Here is an 18,658-nt window from a genome sequence, read left to right as displayed (position 1 = left end):
GAGGTCAGAAAATGAACATCAAGAGCCTTCTTCTCGGCTCCGCTGCGGCCCTGATCGCAGTTTCCGGTGCGCGCGCCGCCGACGCCGTCGTCGTCGCCGAGCCGGAGCCCGCTGAATACGTCAAGATTTGCGACGTCTACGGCGCTGGCTACTTCTACATCCCCGGCACCGAGACCTGCCTGCGCGTCGGCGGCTATGTCCGTTACGACATCGGCGTGGGCGACACCGGCTCGTTCGACGGTGCGAAGGCTGCCGATCACCAGGATGGCGACGACCACAACACCTACTACAAGAACACGCGCTTCACGCTGAAGACCTGGACCGGCCAGGAAACCGAACTCGGCACCTTGAAGACCTACACCGAGACCCGCTTCAACTTCGGCGACGACAATGCCTTCGACGAGCCGATCAACGCCGCCCACAACCGGGACGTCTCGCTGAACTTCGCCTGGATCCAGCTCGGTGGTCTCCGGGTTGGTAAGGACGAATCGGCCTTCGATACGTTCGTCGGCTACGCCGGCAACGTCATCCAGGATACGCTGGTTCCTTACGGCGATTTCGACACCAACGTCGTCCAGTACTACTTCGACGCGGGCAATGGCTTCTCGGCCGTGGTCTCGCTCGAAGAAGGCACCGGCACCGACACGATCGACAGCTATGTTCCGCATGTCGTCGGCGGCGTGAAGTATACGCAGGGTTGGGGCGCCATCACCGGCGTCGTCGCTTATGACAGCAATTACGAGGAAGTCGCCGGCAAGGTTCGCTTGGACGTCAATGTCAGCGACGCACTGTCGCTGTTCATCATGGGCGGCTACGGCACCGATGACAACCTCAACGACGACGCCGGCAATTTTGTCGAAGCCCATGGTCGCGGCTTCTACAAGGCGTGGGGCGGCAACTGGGCAGTCTGGGGCGGCGGCACCTACAAGTTCAACGAGAAGACCTCGTTCAACCTTCAGGTGTCTGCTGACGACTGGAAGAACGTCGGCGTTGCGGCGAACGTTGCTTATGACGTCGTTCCCGGCTTCACCGTCACGGCCGAAGTCGACTACCTCCATGCCGGCCGGTTTGACGATGCTGGCTTCGTCAACCCATCGTTTACGCCTGCCGATAAGAAGAACAGCGTCGGCGGCATGCTCCGCTTCCAGCGCTCGTTCTAACAGCTATCGCTTCGAATATAGAAACCCGGCGGGCAACCGCCGGGTTTTTTCATTGGGAGTTTCGACTGCGCGATTCCGCAGCGGACGATGATTGCTCTGGGATGCATCAGGTGTTTGGATCAGGCGGGCGGCAACGATTGCTCATTGCGCGCAACTTGCACCCGCCTACTGACCGCGCTAGCAAGAAGCCCCTTCCCTCACGCGAGCTTTTGCCATGCGTCTGCGCCCTCCCCTTATGCCGCTCGTTGCAGCGCTTCCGTCGACCGTGCCGTTTGTCGGCCCCGAAGCGCAGGAGCGCGAGCGCGGGCGTGCATTCCGCGCCCGCATCGGCGCCAATGAGAGCAGCTTCGGACCCTCGCCGCGCGTCATCGCCCGGATGGCCGAGATCGCGCGCGACATGTGGATGTATTGCGATCCGGACAATCACGACCTGAAGGTGGCCGCGGCAGCGCATCATAATCTCAAGGTCGAGAACGTCGTGGTCGGCGAAGGCATCGATGGCCTGCTTGGTCTGGTGGCGCGCATGTATGTTGCGCCTGGCGATGCGGTGGTCACCTCGCTCGGCGCCTATCCCACCTTCAACTTCCACATTGCCGGTGTCGGCGGAAGGCTTGTCACCGTGCCCTATGCGAACGACCACGAGGATTTGGAAGGGCTGCTGGCTGCGGCCGCCAGGGAGAAAGCGCCGCTGGTCTATCTGTCCAATCCGGACAACCCCATGGGGAGCTGGTGGGAAGCGGCCGAGCTGACGCGCTTCATCGAAGCGCTGCCGGAAACCACCATGCTCGTGCTCGATGAAGCCTATGGAGAATTGGGGCCGGCCTCCGCACTGCCGCCCATCGACGTCTCGCGGCCGAACGTCATCCGCATGCGCACCTTTTCGAAAGCTTACGGGCTTGCCGGCATACGCTGCGGCTATGCGGTCGCCGAGGCCCAGGTGATCAGCGATTTCGAGAAGATCCGCAACCACTACGGCGTCAGCCGCATGGCGCAGGTGGCGGGCGTCGAGGCGCTCGCCGACCAGGATTATCTGGATTCAGTGGTGGCGCGGGTGGCGGCAGGGCGCCGGCGCATCGCGCAGATAGCCGAACAGAACGGGCTGACGCCCCTGCCGTCGGCGACCAATTTCGTCACCATCGATTGCTGCCGCGACGGCGCTTTCGCGCTGAAGATCCTGCAAGGCCTGTTGTCGCGCGACGTCTTCATCCGCAAGCCGATGGCGCCGGGGCTCGATCGTTGCATCCGCGTCAGCGTCGGACTGGACCACGAGCTTGACATTTTTGCCGAGGAACTGCCCGGCGCACTGGCCGCCGCCCGTGGAAACTAAACGAGCGTTGCCATCGCGGCGACACTTGCCGGCCGGTTAGAGATCGAGCTCCCAGTTCTGGCCGGTGAGTTCCTTGCCGAAACTGTGATGGCGCTCCTGTGAAACCAGTCTGAACCCGGCGCGCTCATAAATCGCGCGGGCGGCGACCAGAATGTCATTCGTCCACAGAACGAGCTTGATGTAGCCGCAGGCGCGCGCCTGGTTCACGCATTCCGCAACCAGGCGCTTGCCGATGCCCAACCCGCGCGCCGCAGCCTCGACATGCAGCAGCCGCAGTTTCGCGACCTCGTCGTCCTGGTGAACCAGAAACACCGCGCCAAGCGGGAGGCCGGCGCGTTCGGCGATCCAGCAGAAATCGCGCCCTGGCTTGAAATTGCGGATGAAGTCGGCTCCGATTTCGGCAACCAAGGCTTCGAACTCGATGCTCCAGCCATATTCCTCGGCATAGAGCTGGGCCTGACGCTGAACCACCCAGCCAATGTCGCCGACGCGATGCGGACGCAACGTCACGACGGGGGGCGCCGCCTGGCCTTCAGCCGCCGGATCGCCCAGCAGCTCCGCTGCCTTGCGCAAGGCGTCGCCGAGTTCGGCCAAGCGGTGGTCGGGCAGGTTCTCGATAAGCCGGGAAGTGTCGCGGTCCGCCGCGGCCTGCAGACCGGCAAGGGCGTCCCGCCCCCTTGCCGTCAGCGACAGGATACGCCTTCGCCGGTCGACCGGATCGGTCCGGGTCTCGGTCAGGCCTTCGCCGGCGAATTTTCGCAGGATCCGCGTCAGATAGGCCGCGTCGAGACGCAGTTGCCTGGCGATGTCGGAGGCGGCCGGGCCGACATCGATGTCGAATGTCTCCGAAAGGAAGCCTCGCTCGCCGGCGATTTCCGCCGCCGCCGGGCGATCCCGATGACCAAGCTCGAACAGGACGCGCGCCTCGGTGAGCGTGAACGGGCTCTGCGTCAAGGTCTCGTCGAGAAGGCCGACAGTGCGGGTGTAGAAACGGTTGAAGTGCCTGATATCGGCCACCAAAGCACTGCGTTGGTCCAGCATCTGCGTTCAGCCCTTGGGTGATGATAGCCACAGTGTTAGAAATTTAGTGGACTGAGTCAATTAAATTCGAGTTCGACTCGGGCCCCCTCCATCCTCGTTCGACCGGCCTGTTGCATTCCCCGTCGCCTGCGCCAGATTCCAGCAGACGAGCCTCGGGAGAGACGCAATGGCTGACGATCGCAAGGCAGTGCGTGTGCGGGCCCACGGCAAGGTGCAAGGCGTCGGCTACAGGATCTGGGTCCGAAGCCAGGCCGCCAGCCTTGGGCTTGCGGGCTGGGTGCGCAATGAAGCGGATGGCTCGGTGACCGCTGAGATTGCCGGCACAGGCGAAGCCGTCTCGACCATGATCGGCCGGCTTTGGAAAGGACCGCCGGGAGCGTCCGTTTCCGGGGTTGACGTCGAGGATGCGGTATCCAGCAATCCTGTTACCGGCTTCCGGATCGATGCCTGATGCGGCTTCGGCATACCTCTTGAATTAATTGAACGTTCGTTTTATTAATTCGCAACAAGGGAGGCTCTTTTGGCGCGCACGACAGGATCCGATGGCGGGAAGACCGAGGCGGCAGCCCGCGAGGCGGCGGTCAACCTGATCGCGCGGCTCGGCTATGAGGCGATGTCGATGCGCCAGCTGGCATCCGAAGTAGGCGTGCAGGCAGCCGCGCTTTATCGCTATTTCCCGACCAAGGAGGATTTGCTGTTCACGCTGATGCGCGAGCATATGGAAGAGCTGATCGCAGCCTGGAACGCCGCACGGCCCGCCGATGCCGATCCGGCAAGCCGGCTTTCGGCCTATGTCGAGAACCACATCGCCTTCCACATCGCCCGCCGCCATGCGACGCATGTTTCGAACATGGAGCTGCGCAGCCTGTCGCCCGAAAGACTGACCCAGATACTGCGGATGCGCACGGCCTATGAGAAGGAACTGCGCGCCATTCTGCGTGACGGCGCCGAGGCAGGCGTGTTCGTCGTCGAAGACACCGGCCTCACCGCCATGGCGCTGATCCAGATGATGACCGGTGTCATCGTCTGGTTCCGGCCGGGCGAGCGGCTGTCGATCGCAGAAGTCACAGCGACATATCTTTCGATGACGATGCGGCTCGTCGGCGCGACGATCGACACCTACAGCGCCGCACATCCGTTTGGACGCGCAAACGACGCCGTGGGATTTTAGTTTCGCGCATGATCTTTTCCGAAAATCCAAGTCGATTTTCGGGGGTCATGCGGCAGGAGGAACCGGATGTACACGAACACGCTCAGCTTCGGGCATGACGAGGATGTCGAGGCATTGCGCGAGCTGGTGCGGCGCTTCGCCCAGGACAGGATCGCGCCGATCGCGGCGGAAATCGACCGCTCGAACGAATTCCCGGCGCATCTGTGGGCGGAACTCGGCAATCTCGGCCTCCTCGGCATCACCGCCGATCCGGAGTTCGGCGGCAGTGGCATGGGCTATCTCGCGCACGTGATCGCCGTTGAGGAGATATCAAGGGCCTCGGCCTCGGTCGGCCTGTCCTACGGCGCCCACTCCAATCTCTGCGTCAACCAGATCAACCGCTGGGCAACGCCGGCGCAGAAGGAGAAATTCCTGCCGCCGCTTTGCTCGGGCGAGCGCGTCGGCGCGCTGGCCATGTCGGAGCCCGGCGCCGGCTCCGACGTCGTCTCGCTCAGGCTGCGCGCCGAAAAGCGCAACGACCGGTACGTGCTCAACGGCACCAAGATGTGGATCACCAACGGCCCGGACGCCGAGACGCTGGTGGTCTATGCCAAGACCGATCCGGAGCGCCATGCCCGCGGTATCACCGCCTTCATCGTCGAAAAGGCCTTTGCCGGATTTTCGGTCGCGCAAAAGCTCGACAAGCTCGGCATGCGCGGCTCCAACACCGGCGAACTGGTTTTCGATAATGTGGAGGTGCCGTTCGACAACGTGCTGCACGAGGAAGGGTGTGGCGTCGAGGTGCTGATGTCTGGTCTCGACTATGAGCGCACGGTGCTGGCCGGTGGCCCGATCGGCCTGATGGCCGCCTGCCTCGACGTCGCGGTGCCCTATGTGCATGAGCGCAAGCAGTTCGGCCAGGCGATCGGGGAATTCCAGTTGGTGCAAGGCAAGCTCGCCGACATGTACACGACGATGAACGCCGCGCGCGCCTATGTCTACGCGGTCGCCGCCGCCTGCGACCGCGGCCAGACCACCCGCAAGGACGCCGCAGGCTGCATTCTGTTTGCCGCCGAAAAAGCAACGCAGATGACGCTTGACGCACTCCAGCTTCTGGGTGGCAACGGATACATCAACGACTATCCGACCGGCCGGCTGCTACGCGACGCCAAGCTCTACGAAATCGGTGCCGGCACCAGCGAAATCCGGCGATGGCTGATCGGCCGCGAGATCATGGCGGAGGGGGTATAGCATGGCCGTCCTCCGGACCCAGATCTCCCCTTCCTCCGATACCTTCCACACCAATGCCGAACGCATGCGGGCGCTGGTCGGCGATATCGCCGAAAAGGCCGCGAGCGTCGAGCGCGGTGGCTCGGAAGAGGCGCGCGAGCGACACGTCGCGCGCGGCAAGCTGCTGCCGCGCGAGCGGCTGGCGCAATTGCTCGACACCGGGTCGCCCTTTCTCGAGATCGGCCAGTTCGCCGCATGGTCGATGTATGGCGAGGACATTCCCTCCGCCGGCATCATCGCCGGTATCGGGCGCGTCGAAGGCACGGAAGTGATGGTCGTCGTCAATGACGCCACGGTGAAGGGCGGCACCTATTACCCGCTGACGGTGAAGAAGCATCTGCGCGCGCAGGAGATCGCGCTGCAGAACAATCTGCCTTGCGTCTACCTGGTCGACAGCGGCGGCGCCAACCTGCCCAACCAGGACGAGGTGTTTCCCGACCGCGAGCATTTCGGGCGCATATTCTACAACCAGGCCAACATGTCCGCCTCAGGCATCCCGCAGATCGCCTGCGTCATGGGTTCGTGCACGGCGGGCGGCGCCTATGTGCCGGCAATGTCGGACGAGACGATCATGGTGCGCAACCAGGCGACCATCTTCCTCGGCGGTCCCCCGCTGGTGAAGGCCGCCACCGGCGAGGACGTCAGCGCCGAGGATCTCGGCGGCGCCGACGTCCATACACGGCTCTCCGGCGTCGCCGACCACTACGCGCTCGACGACGAGCATGCGCTGGCGATCTGCCGGCGCATCATCAAGAACCTCAATCGGAACAAGACCGTAAGCCTTGCCGTCCAGAAACCGATTCCGCCGCTTCATCCGGCAGATGAGATCTACGGCATCGTGCCGACGGATCTGCGCCAGCCCTATGACGTGCGCGAGGTGATCGCGCGCCTCGTCGACGGTTCGGAGTTCGATGAGTTCAAGCAGAATTACGGCACCACGCTCGTCACCGGCTTTGCCCATCTCCACGGCATGCCGGTCGGCATCATCGCCAACAATGGCGTGCTGTTTTCCGAAAGCGCGCTGAAGGGCGCGCATTTCATCGAACTGTGCTGCCAACGCAACATTCCACTGGTGTTCCTGCAGAACATTACCGGCTTCATGGTGGGGCGCAAATATGAGGCAGGCGGCATCGCCAAGGACGGCGCCAAGCTGGTGATGGCAGTCGCCACCGCCCGCGTGCCCAAGGTCACCGTGATCATCGGCGGCTCGTTCGGCGCCGGCAATTACGGCATGTGCGGGCGTGCCTACTCGCCCCGCTTCCTGTGGATGTGGCCGAACGCCCGCATTTCGGTGATGGGCGGCGAGCAGGCGGCGACGGTGCTGGCCATGGTCAAGCGCGAGGGTATCGAGCGCAAGGGCGGCGAATGGAGCGCTGAGGAAGAAGCGAAGTTCAGGAAGCCGATCCTGATGAAATACGAGCATGAAGGCCACCCGCTCTATTCCTCCGCAAGGCTATGGGACGACGGCATCATCGATCCGGCCAAGACGCGCGAGGTGCTGGCGCTCAGCCTCTCGGCCGCGCTCAACGCGGAGATCGAGGAAACGCGCTTCGGCGTGTTCAGGATGTGAAATGGGCGAGGTGCAGGACAGGATCCGCATTAACGTCGGCGACATCACCAAGTTGGATGTCGACGCCATTGTCAACGCGGCCAATTCCTCGCTGCTCGGCGGCGGCGGGGTCGACGGCGCCATTCACCGGGCGGCGGGGCCGGAACTCCTCGCCGAATGCCGCACGCTCAACGGCTGCAAGACCGGCGATGCAAAGTTGACCAAGGGCTATCGGCTGCCGGCCCGCTACGTCATCCATACGGTCGGTCCAGTCTGGCAGGGCGGCGGCAAGGGCGAGGCGGAGTTGCTCGCCTCCTGCTATCGGCGTTCGCTCGAAATCGCCGCCGAGAAGGAATGCCGCTCGGTCGCCTTTCCGGCGATCTCGACGGGCATCTACCGCTATCCGAGGGATGAGGCGGCAGCAATTGCAGTCGGCGCCGTAAATAGCTTCCTGAGCGGAAATACGACGCCGCAGACCGTCATCTTCTGCTGCTTCGACGAACAAATGGCCGAACTATACCGTGAGGCCGTTGCTTCCTCGAGGCGAACGCAGTCTACGGAGGTTTCATGTTCACAAAGATCCTGATCGCCAACCGAGGCGAGATCGCATGCCGGGTGATCCGCACGGCGCGCAGGATGGGGGTGCGCACGGTTGCCGTCTATTCCGATGCCGATGCGAAATCCCTGCATGTCGAGATGGCCGACGAGGCGGTACATATCGGTGCCTCGCCTGTCAGCGACAGCTATCTGCGCGGCGACAAGATCGTCGCGGCCGCCTTGGCGACAGGCTCGCAAGCCGTTCATCCCGGCTATGGCTTCCTGTCGGAAAATCCTGATTTCGTCGACCAGGTGGCGGCCGCGGGGCTCACCTTCATCGGCCCGTCGGCGGCCTCTATCCGCGCCATGGGGCTGAAGGATGCCGCCAAACGGCTGATGGAAAAGGCCGGCGTGCCCGTCGTGCCGGGCTACCATGGCGAGGCACAGGAGATCGTGGTCCTGGCCTCTAAGGCACGCGAAATCGGCTACCCCGTGCTGATCAAGGCGCGGGCCGGCGGCGGTGGCAAGGGCATGCGCCGGGTCGAGCACCCCGACGAGTTTTCCGAAGCGCTGTCGAGCGCACGACGCGAGGCGAAATCCGCTTTTGGCGACGACCGTGTACTGGTGGAAAAATATATCGACAAACCGCGCCACATCGAGGTGCAGGTTTTCGGCGACAATTTCGGCAATGCCGTCCATCTGTTCGAACGCGACTGCTCGGTGCAGCGACGCCATCAGAAGGTTATCGAGGAAGCCCCCGCCCCCGGCATGACGGAGGCGTTACGCAAGGCGATGACCGAGGCGGCGGTGAAGGCCGCCAAGGCGATCAGCTACTGCGGTGCCGGCACCATCGAATTCATCGTCGATGCCTCGCAAGGCCTGACGCCTGACCGCTTCTGGTTCATGGAGATGAACACGAGGTTGCAGGTCGAGCACCCGGTCACCGAGATGGTCACCGGCACTGATCTGGTAGAATGGCAGTTGCGGGTCGCATCCGGCGAGAAGCTGCCGAAAACGCAAGGCGAGATAAAGCTAGCCGGCCACGCCTTCGAGGCGCGCCTCTATGCCGAGGATGCCGCAAGGGAGTTTCTGCCTGCGACCGGCACGCTGCATCATCTGAAATTTCCCGACATGGTTCCCCAAGGGGCCGCCATGCGTGTCGAAACCGGGGTGCGGGCCGGCGACGCCATTTCTCCCTATTATGATCCGATGATCGCCAAGCTGGTGGTGCATGGCGGGGACAGGCCGGCTGCGCTGGAGGCACTCGGCGCGGCGCTTGCGCGAACCGAAGTCGCCGGTTCGATCGTCAATACCGCCTTCCTCGCCGCGCTGGTGACCGATCCGGACTTTTCGGCGGGCGACGTCGATACCGGCCTGATAGGCCGCCACCAGCAGGCGCTGACCGAGATTGCGCCGCCGAGCGGCGAAACGGTCGCGGCCGCGGCCATAGCGGCCTCCGGGGCGGGCGCGCTGCCGGCATCGGATGATCCATGGTCGTCACTTGCCGGCTACACGCATTTCCATGGCATGGCACGACAGATCCGGCTGAAGTTTGGCGAGGACGATATTCTGGCAAGGGTTTCGGTACGACCAGACCGGCGTTCCCAGGTGACGCTCCATGCACCCTATGACAGCGCCAATTCGCATGACCTTCGCGCCGTTCCTCGCCTCGCCCGCTGGCCAGGCCACATCACGATATTCGAAGGCGCGGCCGGCTATACGTTCGCGGTGCCGGACCCGTTGGCCAGAGGCGATGATGCGGCGGCGGCGTCAGGCAGTTTGCGCGCGCCGATGCCGGGACTGGTCAAGCTTGTGCGGGCGACAAAGGGCGATACGGTGATGAAGGGGCAACCGCTGCTTATTCTCGAGGCGATGAAGATGGAGCACACCATCGCCGCGCCCCATGATGGCGTGATCGCCGAGATCGCCACCGAGGGCGCGCAGGTTACCGACGGCACTGTGCTGGTGCGGTTCGAGGATATGCAAGGCTGACAGCCTCGCTGCCGGACGCCAAGCGTCCCTGTCCTGCCGGACAGAGAGAGGCGCCGTAGAATGTCGACCGCCGTTATATGTCCATGGCAAGACACACAGGCAGAAATGAAATGGCCGGGACGAGCCCGGCCATTTCATCGATATAGGCAGCGATTACGGCTGGATCGGCGCATACTTGCCGTCGTGCCACTGGTTGATGTCGTAGCTGGCGTTCTTGAGGTCGCCCTTCTCGTCGAAGGTGACATTGCCGACAACCGTGCTGATTGGCTGCCCGTTCTTCAGCGCCTCGGCGACCTTGGCCGGATCATCGCTGCCGGCACGCTTGATGCCTTCCGCAAAGGCCTGGATCGTGGCGTAGGAGAATAGCGTGAAGCCTTCCGGCACGAAACCGCCGGCTTTGATCTTCTCGACGGCTGCCTTGGCTTCCGGCTTTGCCTGAGGATCCGACGGGAAGACGAACATGGTCCCTTCGCCGGCCGGGCCGGCAACCTGCCAGAATTCCGGCGAGGCTATCGAATCCGGCATGATCAGCTGGAACTTGATGCCCTGTTCCGCCGACTGGCGCAGGATCAGGCCAGCCTCCGGGTGGTAACCGCCGAAATAGACAACGTCGGCCTTGAGGTCCTTGAGCTTGGTGACGAGCGCCGAATAGTCCTTTTCGCCGGCATTGATGCCTTCATAGTCCACTTCCTTCAGGCCGCCGGCATTCATCGTGGCCTTGACCGCATCGGCAACGCCCTGACCGTAGGCACTCTTGTCATGCAGGATGACGACGTTCTTGCCGGCATACTTCTTCGCGATCCAGGGGCCGATGAAGGCACCCTGCGCATCGTCACGCGTATAGAGGCGCATGATCGTCGGCCAGCCGGCCTTCGCTGCGGCGTCGGTCAGCACCGGGTTCGAGGAGGCCGGGCTCATCATCAGGGCACCGGCTTCGGCATAGACGGCGGAAGCCGGAATGCTCGAACCCGAGCAAGCGTGGCCGTCGATGAACTTGACGCCATTGGCGACGATACGGTTGGCGACCGAAACCGCCTGCTTCGGGTCGCACTGGTCATCCTCGATATCGAGCTTGATCTGGCGACCGTCGACACCGCCGGCAGCATTGATCGCGTCGGCGGCAGCCTGCGCGCCCTGCTTGAACTGATCGCCAATGGTGGCGAGCTGTCCGGTCATCGGACCGACCACCGAAAAGGTGATGTCGTCGGCATAGGCGACCGGCGCGCTCATCATCAGGCCGAAAATGGCCGCGTTCAAAATACTTAATTTTTTCATTGCGGTATGACTCCTCCACTCACGCGCGGCCGCCCCGGCCACGCTTCTTCCAGAGAGGCCGGACAATTTCATCCTTCGTGTGGCCTGTCTAGGCGCATTGGCGGCGCTCGATTAGGCCTGCGGAGCATCTCTGGAGCAAAAAGGCAAAAGCCGCGCCGGCCTTGTTCCGGCCGGTCGCGGCTTTGCCTGTCGAGCTGTTTCTCAAGCGCCCCCGCACTCGAACCCAACTCGCCTTCCCTGTCTTCCTGCTGGCCCTGATCTTTCCGAAACCGGATCATGGCCGCCGCGCCGCTGGCCCTGTCGGGCGTGCCGCGTTCTTGGTTTTGTCACGTGGCCGTCTTACCGCGGCCTTGTCCTTGCCTGGCGGACCAGAAGGCCGCCCTGCCTTATCTCTAAATTCAGTGCATCGTCATCCATTCGCGGGCTTCGCGCAGCGCCTTGGCGATCTCGACCTTCGACATCGCAGCCGACAGTTCCGAACGCAATTCCGCAGCGCGGGCCGAACCCTTGATCGCGGCGATGTTGAACCATTTGTGGGCGGCGACGACATCGGTCTCGCAATCGCGGCCCGTCGCATACATCATCCCCAGTTCGAAAAGAATGTCGGCCTGGGCAGTTGCCCCCATGGCGCCGAAGCCTGCTTCAAGCATTTCAAAACGTGCCATTTTTCAATCCTCTCTTCCGGCCCTGTCTGGCTCCCGAGAGCTGCCTCCGTTTGTCTGCCCGGGCTGCTCTTTCGATGCTTTCGAGAATGCCGCTCAGGCTTGAATCCGTCGTTAAATGGCGTGCTTAATTTGAGGAAAACAAAGCTAAAACAATAGGTAAACGTGGAAATTCGTTAAGGATACAAAGCCAGCGATTCAGCCGGATAGCGCCAAATTTGACGAAAATTTTCGCGAGCGGAATCAACACTCTGCTAACCACGCGAAACAAACGCCGCGCATGCATGCATTCATTTCCCTGCCGACATTGCTTCCGTCGGCGCATCTGAATTGCCAAAGCTTCCGCTGCGGCACCGCTTTTGTTTTGCAGGGAGCTGGATTAGCTTACGTTTGCGTAAGCGGCAGACCGGCGAGGCGTAGCCTCCTGCCGGTATCCAAGGGAGGAAAGATGTTTCGAAAAGCAAGCCTGGCCCTGGCGGCCACTTTGATCCTGACCGGTCTGGCCTGGGCCGATCCGATCGAGGGAAACTGGAAGACGCAGGCCGGCGATACCGCGGCCATCGGGGGCTCGGGTTCATTTTCCATCACGCTGAAGTCTGGCAAATATGCCGGCAAGACCATCGGTTCGCTCAAGGCGTCCGGCGACAACAAATACACCGGCAGCATAACCGACCCGGCAAACGACAAGACCTACTCCGGCAAGGCGACACTATCGGGCACCTCGCTGAAAATGAGCGGTTGCGTGCTCGGCGGGCTGATCTGCAAGAGCCAGACCTGGCACAAGCTCTGATCGACCCCATCCTTGCGACATGAAAACGGGGCCGGCAGGCCCCGTTTTCGTTTCATGATCCTGGCATGCTGTGCCGGCAGCCATGCTCCTTATGGCCAGCGCCGCCTCAAAATCCATCAACCGATTTGAACGGCAGATGAACGTCGGCATCAGAGCCGGTTCAGTCGTGCCCGGGCATTCTCCTGCGTATTGAAGGAGACACGACCAATGCTCGCCCGCCGCTTCACCATCGTCTGCCTTGCTGGTGAGCCTGTTTGGAATGTTCTTCGCCATCCTCGTCGCCGAAGCGGGCCGTCCGGCCCGTTCCTGGGACGAGGCCAGTTCCAGAACCTGCCGCCTCGCCTGCCCGACCACCCTTCGCCCCTGAGACAGAAACCAAAGACCTGACCAAACCAAGACCTCGAAAGAAAAGCAAAGACCATGAACCGCATCGCCGCCAACCTCTTCAAAACCGTTCGGCTTCTGCCGCGGGCGGCGCTCATCCTGGCGTTTCTTGCCGCGCCGGTCCTGGCCGTGCCGATGATGCGTGCCGATGCCGGTTCCACGATCGACGCGCCAGCACTGAAGAAATCCGGCGTCGGTTTCGTGCTGCTGGTCAGCCTGCAGCGCGGATAAATTGCGCCTTCGATCGGGACACCCCTCCCAACCGCCTTTCCAAATCTCTATATTGAGCCATGGAAAAGCGAATCTATCCCCAAGCCATCGAATCTGTCGTCATGCCCGAGCCTTTTGGCCGGCAAAGCTTCGACACCGCCGAAAAGGCCGTCGCGGCGCTGCAATCCCTTTATGACCGCAACACCAAGTTCCTGCGCGACTCCTTCGCGGCGCTTGCGGCCGGCGGCGACAGCAGCAAGCGCTACCGCGCCTTCTACCCGGAGATCGGCGTCACGACCAACTCGTTCACCCAGATCGATTCGCGCCAAGCCTATGGCCACATGCCGACGCCGGGGCATTTTTCCACCACCATCACCCAGCCGAGCCTGTTCGAAAGCTATCTGGTCGAGCAATTGCGTCTGATCATGCGCAACCACGGGGTCGCGGTCACGGTCTCGGAATCGACAACGCCGATCCCGCTGCATTTCGCCTTTCTCGAAGGCACCCATGTAGACGGAACCGCGGCCGAGCGTATCCAGCGGCCTATCCGAGACCTGTTCGACGTGCCAGATCTCGACGGTACAGACGACCAGATCGCCAACGGCACGTTCGAAGTGGCGTTCGGAGAACCAAGGCCGCTGGCGCCCTTCACCGCGCAGCGGATCGACTATTCGCTCCACCGCCTGTCGCACTATACCGCGACCACGCCGCAGCATTTCCAGAATTTCGTGCTGTTCACCAACTATCAGTTCTATATCGACGAGTTCGTGGCGCGCGCCCGTGACCTGATGGAGAATGGCGGCGGCGGATATGCCGAATTTATCGAACCGGGCAACGTGGTCACCAAAGCCGGGCAGAGCGCCCCGAGCGAAGGGGTGGCGCCGCAGCGCCTGCCGCAGATGCCGGCCTACCACTTGAAGAAGCCGAACCATGGCGGGATCACCATGGTCAATATCGGTGTCGGACCCTCCAACGCCAAGACGATCACCGATCATATCGCTGTGCTAAGGCCTCATGCTTGGGTGATGCTCGGCCACTGCGCGGGCCTGCGCAATACGCAGGCGCTGGGCGATTATGTGCTGGCGCATGCCTATGTGCGCGAGGATCACGTGCTGGACGACGACCTGCCAGTCTGGGTGCCGATCCCGCCGCTGGCCGAAATCCAGGTGGCATTGCAGGAAGCGGTGGCCGAAGTCACCGGCCTGTCGGGGTACGATCTCAAGCGCATCATGCGCACCGGCACTGTCGCCACCATTGACAACCGCAACTGGGAACTGCGCGACCAGCGCGGACCGGTGCAGCGGCTTTCGCAGTCGAGGGCGATCGCACTTGACATGGAATCGGCAACGATCGCGGCCAATGGCTTCCGCTTCCGCGTGCCTTACGGCACGCTCTTGTGTGTCTCCGACAAGCCGCTGCATGGCGAGTTGAAGCTGCCCGGCATGGCGACCGAGTTCTACAAGCGGCAGGTGGCGCAGCACCTGACCATCGGCATCCGGGCGATGGAAAAGCTTTCGGAAATGCCGATGGAGCGGCTGCATTCGCGCAAGCTCAGAAGTTTTTCGGAAACGGCCTTCCAGTAGCCGATCTGCGCGCCGCCAGAGCTATTCGCCGTCTTGCCGGCGATTCGCCATCTTGCCCGCAATTCGCTATCTTGATTGAGCCGCATTTTTGCCGATAACCGGGCGAGGACCATCGCTGGCAACTCATGCAGATCTGATCCGATGAAACGCAGTCGAGACATGGCGGCTTCACTGGTATTCATCGTGATGATGACGCTCTCGGTCGCGCTGGTGGCCGGCTTCTTCGGCGCCTTGCACCCGGCGCTCGATTCCTTTTCGCATTTCCGCATCCACCTCGCCGTGCTGATGGCGGTTTGCGCGCTGCCGCTGCTGGCGACATCGTTTCGCCTGCAAGCGGCCGCGGCTCTGGTTTTTGCCGTGGCCGCTCTTGCGACCGCTTCGGCCGCCTTGCCTCGGCCGTGGCCGGTTCAGGCGGTCGCCAAATCCACCGACCAGACCGACCAGGTAGTCTACAGCCTGCTGCAGATGAATTTGCGCTACGACAACCCGACGCCGAAGAAAGTGCTGTCACTGATCGGCCGGACCAATCCCGACGTCATCACCCTGGATGAGGTGTCGGCGATGTGGGCGACGGAGCTTGGCTACATCGCCAGCGCCTATCCATACCGGATCCTCTGTCCTTATCCCAACGGCGTATTCGGCGTCGCGCTGCTCTCGCGGCGACCCTTTGTCGCCGGAACCGCGCCACATTGCGAGCGCCGGGGCGCAATGGCCATTGCGACCATCGATTTCGGCGGCAGGAGCGCCGACGTCGCCGCCATCCACCTCAGCTGGCCGTGGCCCCGGGAGCAGTATTGGCAGATCGGTGAACTCTCGGAGCAGCTTTCATCGCTCGGCCAAACCGCCATCATGGCCGGCGATTGCAACGCGGTGCCATGGAGCGCCGCGGTGCGGCGCGTCGCCGCTCTCGGCGGACTGACGGTCATGCCGTCGGCTGGGTCGACCTGGATTCACCGGAAGCTGCCCGACTTCCTGCGCCGCTATGCAGGCCTCCCGATCGACCAGGCGTTCAGCAAGGGCGGCGTGACCATTCTGTCGTCAACGCGACTGGAAGATACCGGCTCCGACCATCTTCCCGTACTCGTGGAGTTCTCGCTTCGCCCCGACGACAGGCAGCCCCATGACGAGCATGAGAGCGCGCTCGCGGCGAGCGACCTTCAAAACAATCCGCGCGGTTGATGCTTCGGCATTCTCAAGGCTTGGTCAACGCTTCGACGAGGTGCTCGACAGGCCCGCCGCCGCGATGCTCGCGCGCATCGAAAGCGTTCTGCCTGGCTTCGTATTCGACATAGATGGCCTTGATCCGGCGCCGCGCCTCGAGATGCGTGCCGGTGCAGAACCAGTTGTCCGGGCGCCGCAGTCCGGCAAGCGCGGTCTCGGTGGCCCGCATCATCCGCCTCGCGATACCGCCATGCGTCTGCTCGTGCTTGCGAACGCCGACCATGAAACGGTCCCAACGCTTGCGCAGGACTGGGCTTGCCGACGAGAGCCGCGGGAAAGTGTAGGTCAGGTTGAGCGTCCCGTTGGCCTGCCGCAGATGGCAGGCTCCATCCTCCCGGACAATATCGAGATCCCAGTGCACGGCGTAACCGGTTTCTGCGATGGCGCGCGTCATATAGCCGTGCTTGGGTCCCAGCCGGTCCATCGCCTCGACAAGGGCGGCTCCGGTATTTCCAGCGACATCATAGGTGCGGGTGTGAACGGTGAGCTTTGTGCCCGCCGATGCGGCTGATGCGCAAAGCAGCATGAAGGCCATGGCGAGCATCGTGGGGCTGGTCAGGCGCATGTCCGCCTCCTTTGTCGGAGCCGAGCAGACCACACTCGGCGGGAGGCTTCAACGGGCTTGATCGAGGCAGACGGTCGACGGCGACAGACAAGTCCGCCGCCGCTCGCATGTTCTTCGTGTCGGCTTAGCCCGGCACGGCTCACATGTTCTGATAGACCGGGCCTTCGCCGCCCTGCGGCGGCACCCAGTCGATATTCTGGTTCGGATCCTTGATGTCGCAGGTCTTGCAGTGGACGCAGTTCTGCGCGTTGATGACAAAGCGCACGTCCTTGGCCGCCGGATCGGCAGCGGCATTGCCGTCCTTGTCGACCCATTCGTAGACGCCTGCCGGGCAGTAGCGCGTCGAAGGTCCGGCAAAGACGTCATGCTCGGAACGCTTCTGCAGCTCCATGTCCGCCACCAGCAGATGCACCGGCTCGTTTTCCTCGTGGTTGGTGTTGGACAGGAACACCGAGGACAAGCGGTCGAAGGTCAGCACGCCATCGGCCTTGGGATAGTCTATTTTCTTGTGCTTCGCGGCGGGCTCTAGCGTGGCGTAGTCGGCCTTGCCATGCTTCAGCGTGCCGAAGGGCGAGAAGCCGAACAAAGTGTTCAGCCACATGTCCAGGCCGCCGATGGCGACGCCGGCGATGGTGCCGAAGCGCGACCACAGCGGCTTGACGTTGCGCACCTTCTTCAGATCCTTGCCGATGTCTGTCGCCCGCCACGCGGCTTCGTAAGCGGAGAGCTCGTCATTGGCGCGGCCGGCGGCGATTGCCTCGGCGACATGCTCGGCCGCCAGCATTCCCGACAACACGGCATTGTGCGAGCCCTTGATGCGCGGGACGTTTACGAGGCCGGCGGCGCAGCCCATCAACGCGCCACCCGGGAAGCACAGTTTCGGCACCGACTGCCAGCCGCCTTCGGTAATCGTGCGCGCGCCATAGCCCAACCGCCTGGCGCCCTCGAAAGTACCGCTGATCGCCGGGTGGGTCTTGAAGCGCTGGAACTCCTCGAACGGCGACAGCCAGGGGTTCTTGTAATTGAGGTGGACGACGAAGCCCACCGCCACCTGATTGTCGTCCAGATGATAGAGGAAAGAGCCGCCGCCGGTCTTGAGATCGAGCGGCCAGCCGAAGGAGTGCTGGACGAGACCCGGCCTGTGCTTCTCCGGCTTGACCTGCCACAGTTCCTTGAGGCCGATGCCGTATTTGCCCGGCTCGCGGCCCTCGGAAAGCCTGAACCTGGCGATCAACTGCTTGGCGAGCGAGCCGCGCGCGCCCTCTCCGATCAGCACATATTTGCCCATCAGCGCCATGCCCGGCGCGAAACCCGGGCCGTGTGTGCCATCCTTTTCGACGCCCATGTCGCCGGTGACAACACCGGTGACGGCGCCTTCCTCGTTATAGAGCAGGCCGGCCGCGGCGAACCCCGGATAGATTTCCACGCCGAGCGCCTCGGCCTTGGCCGCCAGCCAGCGGCAGACATTGCCAAGCGAGACGATGTAGTTGCCGTGATTGTTCATCAGAGGCGGCATCATCATGTTGGGCAGGCGGAAAGAGCCGGCGGGGCCAAGCACCAGGAAATGGTCCGCCGTGACCGGCGTTTTGAATGGATGGTCTTGTTCGTCGCGCCAGCCCGGCAGCAACCGGTCGATGCCGATTGGATCGACGACGGCTCCTGACAAGATGTGGGCGCCAACCTCACCGCCCTTTTCCAGCACGACCACGGAAAGCTCGGGATTGACTTGCTTCAGGCGGATGGCGGCGGCGAGGCCGGCCGGGCCCGCACCGACGATCACCACGTCGAATTCCATGCTTTCGCGTTCGATATCGCTCATCAACCCCTCCGCACTGGCTTGTCGCTATTGCGCGTATCTTGCTGGCTCATGCGCTGCATAGCGCATCAAGTCGCGACAGGAAACCGGCGCGTCTGTGACAACG

17 protein-coding genes are annotated in these 18,658 nt (G+C 62.9%); 12 read left to right on the top strand and 5 right to left on the bottom strand.

Going from position 1 to position 18,658, the window contains the following annotated elements; translation table 11 throughout:
- Positions 1 to 11: 11 nt before the first annotated feature.
- Together LB547_RS13375 and LB547_RS13370 are read left to right on the top strand one after the other, a co-directional pair.
- A complete protein-coding gene (locus tag LB547_RS13375; RefSeq protein ID WP_140520696.1) occupies positions 12 to 1,160 on the top strand; it encodes a porin in 1,149 nt (382 codons plus the stop codon).
- A 214-nt stretch (positions 1,161 to 1,374) separates the two neighbouring features.
- Positions 1,375 to 2,487 (top strand): pyridoxal phosphate-dependent aminotransferase, encoded by a 1,113-nt coding sequence (locus tag LB547_RS13370; RefSeq protein WP_140520697.1) that lies wholly within the window; start codon positions 1,375 to 1,377, stop codon positions 2,485 to 2,487.
- A gap of 36 nt (positions 2,488 to 2,523) precedes the next feature.
- Here LB547_RS13370 and LB547_RS13365 read toward each other — a convergent pair whose 3' ends face one another.
- Positions 2,524 to 3,528 carry a bifunctional helix-turn-helix transcriptional regulator/GNAT family N-acetyltransferase gene (locus LB547_RS13365; protein WP_140520698.1) on the bottom strand — a complete coding sequence of 335 codons (1,005 nt, stop codon included), beginning with the start codon at positions 3,526 to 3,528 and terminating at the stop codon, positions 2,524 to 2,526.
- A 166-nt stretch (positions 3,529 to 3,694) separates the two neighbouring features.
- On the opposite strand from LB547_RS13365, the gene LB547_RS13360 reads away from it, so the two are divergent.
- The 6 genes from LB547_RS13360 to LB547_RS13335 all read left to right on the top strand — a co-directional run bounded on the left by LB547_RS13360 (position 3,695) and on the right by LB547_RS13335 (position 10,046).
- Positions 3,695 to 3,979, top strand: a complete 285-nt coding sequence (locus LB547_RS13360; protein WP_140494632.1) for an acylphosphatase — start codon at positions 3,695 to 3,697, stop codon at positions 3,977 to 3,979.
- Positions 3,980 to 4,048: 69 nt separating this feature from the next.
- Positions 4,049 to 4,699, top strand: a complete 651-nt coding sequence (locus LB547_RS13355) for a TetR/AcrR family transcriptional regulator (protein ID WP_140567723.1) — start codon at positions 4,049 to 4,051, stop codon at positions 4,697 to 4,699.
- A 66-nt stretch (positions 4,700 to 4,765) separates the two neighbouring features.
- On the top strand, positions 4,766 to 5,929 hold the full coding sequence (locus tag LB547_RS13350; RefSeq protein ID WP_140555818.1) for an isovaleryl-CoA dehydrogenase: 1,164 nt from the start codon (positions 4,766 to 4,768) through the stop codon (positions 5,927 to 5,929).
- A gap of 1 nt (position 5,930) precedes the next feature.
- On the top strand, positions 5,931 to 7,538 hold the full coding sequence (locus LB547_RS13345) for a carboxyl transferase domain-containing protein (protein ID WP_140762549.1): 1,608 nt from the start codon (positions 5,931 to 5,933) through the stop codon (positions 7,536 to 7,538).
- A gap of 1 nt (position 7,539) precedes the next feature.
- A complete protein-coding gene (locus LB547_RS13340; protein WP_140517990.1) occupies positions 7,540 to 8,103 on the top strand; it encodes an O-acetyl-ADP-ribose deacetylase in 564 nt (187 codons plus the stop codon).
- Entirely contained in the window at positions 8,085 to 10,046 is a 1,962-nt protein-coding gene (locus LB547_RS13335) for an acetyl/propionyl/methylcrotonyl-CoA carboxylase subunit alpha (protein ID WP_140494642.1), read from the top strand. Before LB547_RS13340 ends, LB547_RS13335 begins: the two co-directional genes overlap by 19 nt.
- Before the next feature lie 153 nt (positions 10,047 to 10,199).
- Here the strand turns inward: LB547_RS13335 and LB547_RS13330 are convergent, their stop codons facing one another.
- Together LB547_RS13330 and LB547_RS13325 are read right to left on the bottom strand one after the other, a co-directional pair.
- Complete coding sequence (locus LB547_RS13330; RefSeq protein WP_140494645.1) at positions 10,200 to 11,321, bottom strand: branched-chain amino acid ABC transporter substrate-binding protein; 1,122 nt, start codon at positions 11,319 to 11,321, stop codon at positions 10,200 to 10,202.
- A 398-nt stretch (positions 11,322 to 11,719) separates the two neighbouring features.
- Complete coding sequence (locus LB547_RS13325; RefSeq protein ID WP_010915070.1) at positions 11,720 to 11,986, bottom strand: sel1 repeat family protein; 267 nt, start codon at positions 11,984 to 11,986, stop codon at positions 11,720 to 11,722.
- A gap of 445 nt (positions 11,987 to 12,431) precedes the next feature.
- Here LB547_RS13325 and LB547_RS13320 point away from each other — a divergent pair, with 445 nt between their 5' ends.
- The 4 genes from LB547_RS13320 (at position 12,432) to LB547_RS13305 (ending at position 16,129) form a co-directional block, all read left to right on the top strand.
- Positions 12,432 to 12,773, top strand: a complete 342-nt coding sequence (locus tag LB547_RS13320; RefSeq protein WP_140762552.1) for a DUF2147 domain-containing protein — start codon at positions 12,432 to 12,434, stop codon at positions 12,771 to 12,773.
- A 420-nt stretch (positions 12,774 to 13,193) separates the two neighbouring features.
- Positions 13,194 to 13,388, top strand: a complete 195-nt coding sequence (locus LB547_RS13315) for a hypothetical protein (protein WP_140494649.1) — start codon at positions 13,194 to 13,196, stop codon at positions 13,386 to 13,388.
- 101 nt (positions 13,389 to 13,489) lie between these two features.
- Complete coding sequence (locus tag LB547_RS13310) at positions 13,490 to 14,950, top strand: AMP nucleosidase (RefSeq protein WP_224655914.1); 1,461 nt, start codon at positions 13,490 to 13,492, stop codon at positions 14,948 to 14,950.
- Positions 14,951 to 15,091: 141 nt separating this feature from the next.
- The gene (locus LB547_RS13305) at positions 15,092 to 16,129 is read left to right on the top strand and encodes an endonuclease/exonuclease/phosphatase family protein (protein ID WP_140762558.1); all 1,038 of its coding nucleotides are present in this window, start codon (positions 15,092 to 15,094) and stop codon (positions 16,127 to 16,129) included.
- A 13-nt stretch (positions 16,130 to 16,142) separates the two neighbouring features.
- Here LB547_RS13305 and LB547_RS13300 read toward each other — a convergent pair whose 3' ends face one another.
- Together LB547_RS13300 and LB547_RS13295 are read right to left on the bottom strand one after the other, a co-directional pair.
- Complete coding sequence (locus LB547_RS13300; RefSeq protein ID WP_140762561.1) at positions 16,143 to 16,736, bottom strand: DUF922 domain-containing protein; 594 nt, start codon at positions 16,734 to 16,736, stop codon at positions 16,143 to 16,145.
- Between the two features lie 139 nt (positions 16,737 to 16,875).
- Positions 16,876 to 18,555 (bottom strand): electron transfer flavoprotein-ubiquinone oxidoreductase, encoded by a 1,680-nt coding sequence (locus LB547_RS13295; protein ID WP_140762564.1) that lies wholly within the window; start codon positions 18,553 to 18,555, stop codon positions 16,876 to 16,878.
- Between the last annotated feature and the right edge of the window lie 103 nt (positions 18,556 to 18,658).

The sequence above is a fragment of the Mesorhizobium sp. B264B1B genome (assembly GCF_020165765.1).
Lineage (GTDB): Bacteria > Pseudomonadota > Alphaproteobacteria > Rhizobiales > Rhizobiaceae > Mesorhizobium.
Note: the sequence above shows the minus strand (reverse complement) of the source record. Positions and strands in the feature narration are given on the sequence as shown.

Coding starts and splice junctions, on each gene's coding strand:
- LB547_RS13305 (WP_140762558.1), top strand. CDS start 15,092: ATGAAACGCAGTCGAGACATGGCGGCTTCACTGGTATTCATCGTGATG.
- LB547_RS13345 (WP_140762549.1), top strand. CDS start 5,931: ATGGCCGTCCTCCGGACCCAGATCTCCCCTTCCTCCGATACCTTCCAC.
- LB547_RS13320 (WP_140762552.1), top strand. CDS start 12,432: ATGTTTCGAAAAGCAAGCCTGGCCCTGGCGGCCACTTTGATCCTGACC.
- LB547_RS13370 (WP_140520697.1), top strand. CDS start 1,375: ATGCGTCTGCGCCCTCCCCTTATGCCGCTCGTTGCAGCGCTTCCGTCG.
- LB547_RS13315 (WP_140494649.1), top strand. CDS start 13,194: ATGAACCGCATCGCCGCCAACCTCTTCAAAACCGTTCGGCTTCTGCCG.
- LB547_RS13310 (WP_224655914.1), top strand. CDS start 13,490: ATGCCCGAGCCTTTTGGCCGGCAAAGCTTCGACACCGCCGAAAAGGCC.
- LB547_RS13295 (WP_140762564.1), bottom strand. CDS start 18,555: ATGAGCGATATCGAACGCGAAAGCATGGAATTCGACGTGGTGATCGTC.
- LB547_RS13325 (WP_010915070.1), bottom strand. CDS start 11,986: ATGGCACGTTTTGAAATGCTTGAAGCAGGCTTCGGCGCCATGGGGGCA.
- LB547_RS13375 (WP_140520696.1), top strand. CDS start 12: ATGAACATCAAGAGCCTTCTTCTCGGCTCCGCTGCGGCCCTGATCGCA.
- LB547_RS13335 (WP_140494642.1), top strand. CDS start 8,085: ATGTTCACAAAGATCCTGATCGCCAACCGAGGCGAGATCGCATGCCGG.
- LB547_RS13365 (WP_140520698.1), bottom strand. CDS start 3,528: ATGCTGGACCAACGCAGTGCTTTGGTGGCCGATATCAGGCACTTCAAC.
- LB547_RS13340 (WP_140517990.1), top strand. CDS start 7,540: ATGGGCGAGGTGCAGGACAGGATCCGCATTAACGTCGGCGACATCACC.
- LB547_RS13360 (WP_140494632.1), top strand. CDS start 3,695: ATGGCTGACGATCGCAAGGCAGTGCGTGTGCGGGCCCACGGCAAGGTG.
- LB547_RS13300 (WP_140762561.1), bottom strand. CDS start 16,736: ATGCGCCTGACCAGCCCCACGATGCTCGCCATGGCCTTCATGCTGCTT.
- LB547_RS13330 (WP_140494645.1), bottom strand. CDS start 11,321: ATGAAAAAATTAAGTATTTTGAACGCGGCCATTTTCGGCCTGATGATG.
- LB547_RS13350 (WP_140555818.1), top strand. CDS start 4,766: ATGTACACGAACACGCTCAGCTTCGGGCATGACGAGGATGTCGAGGCA.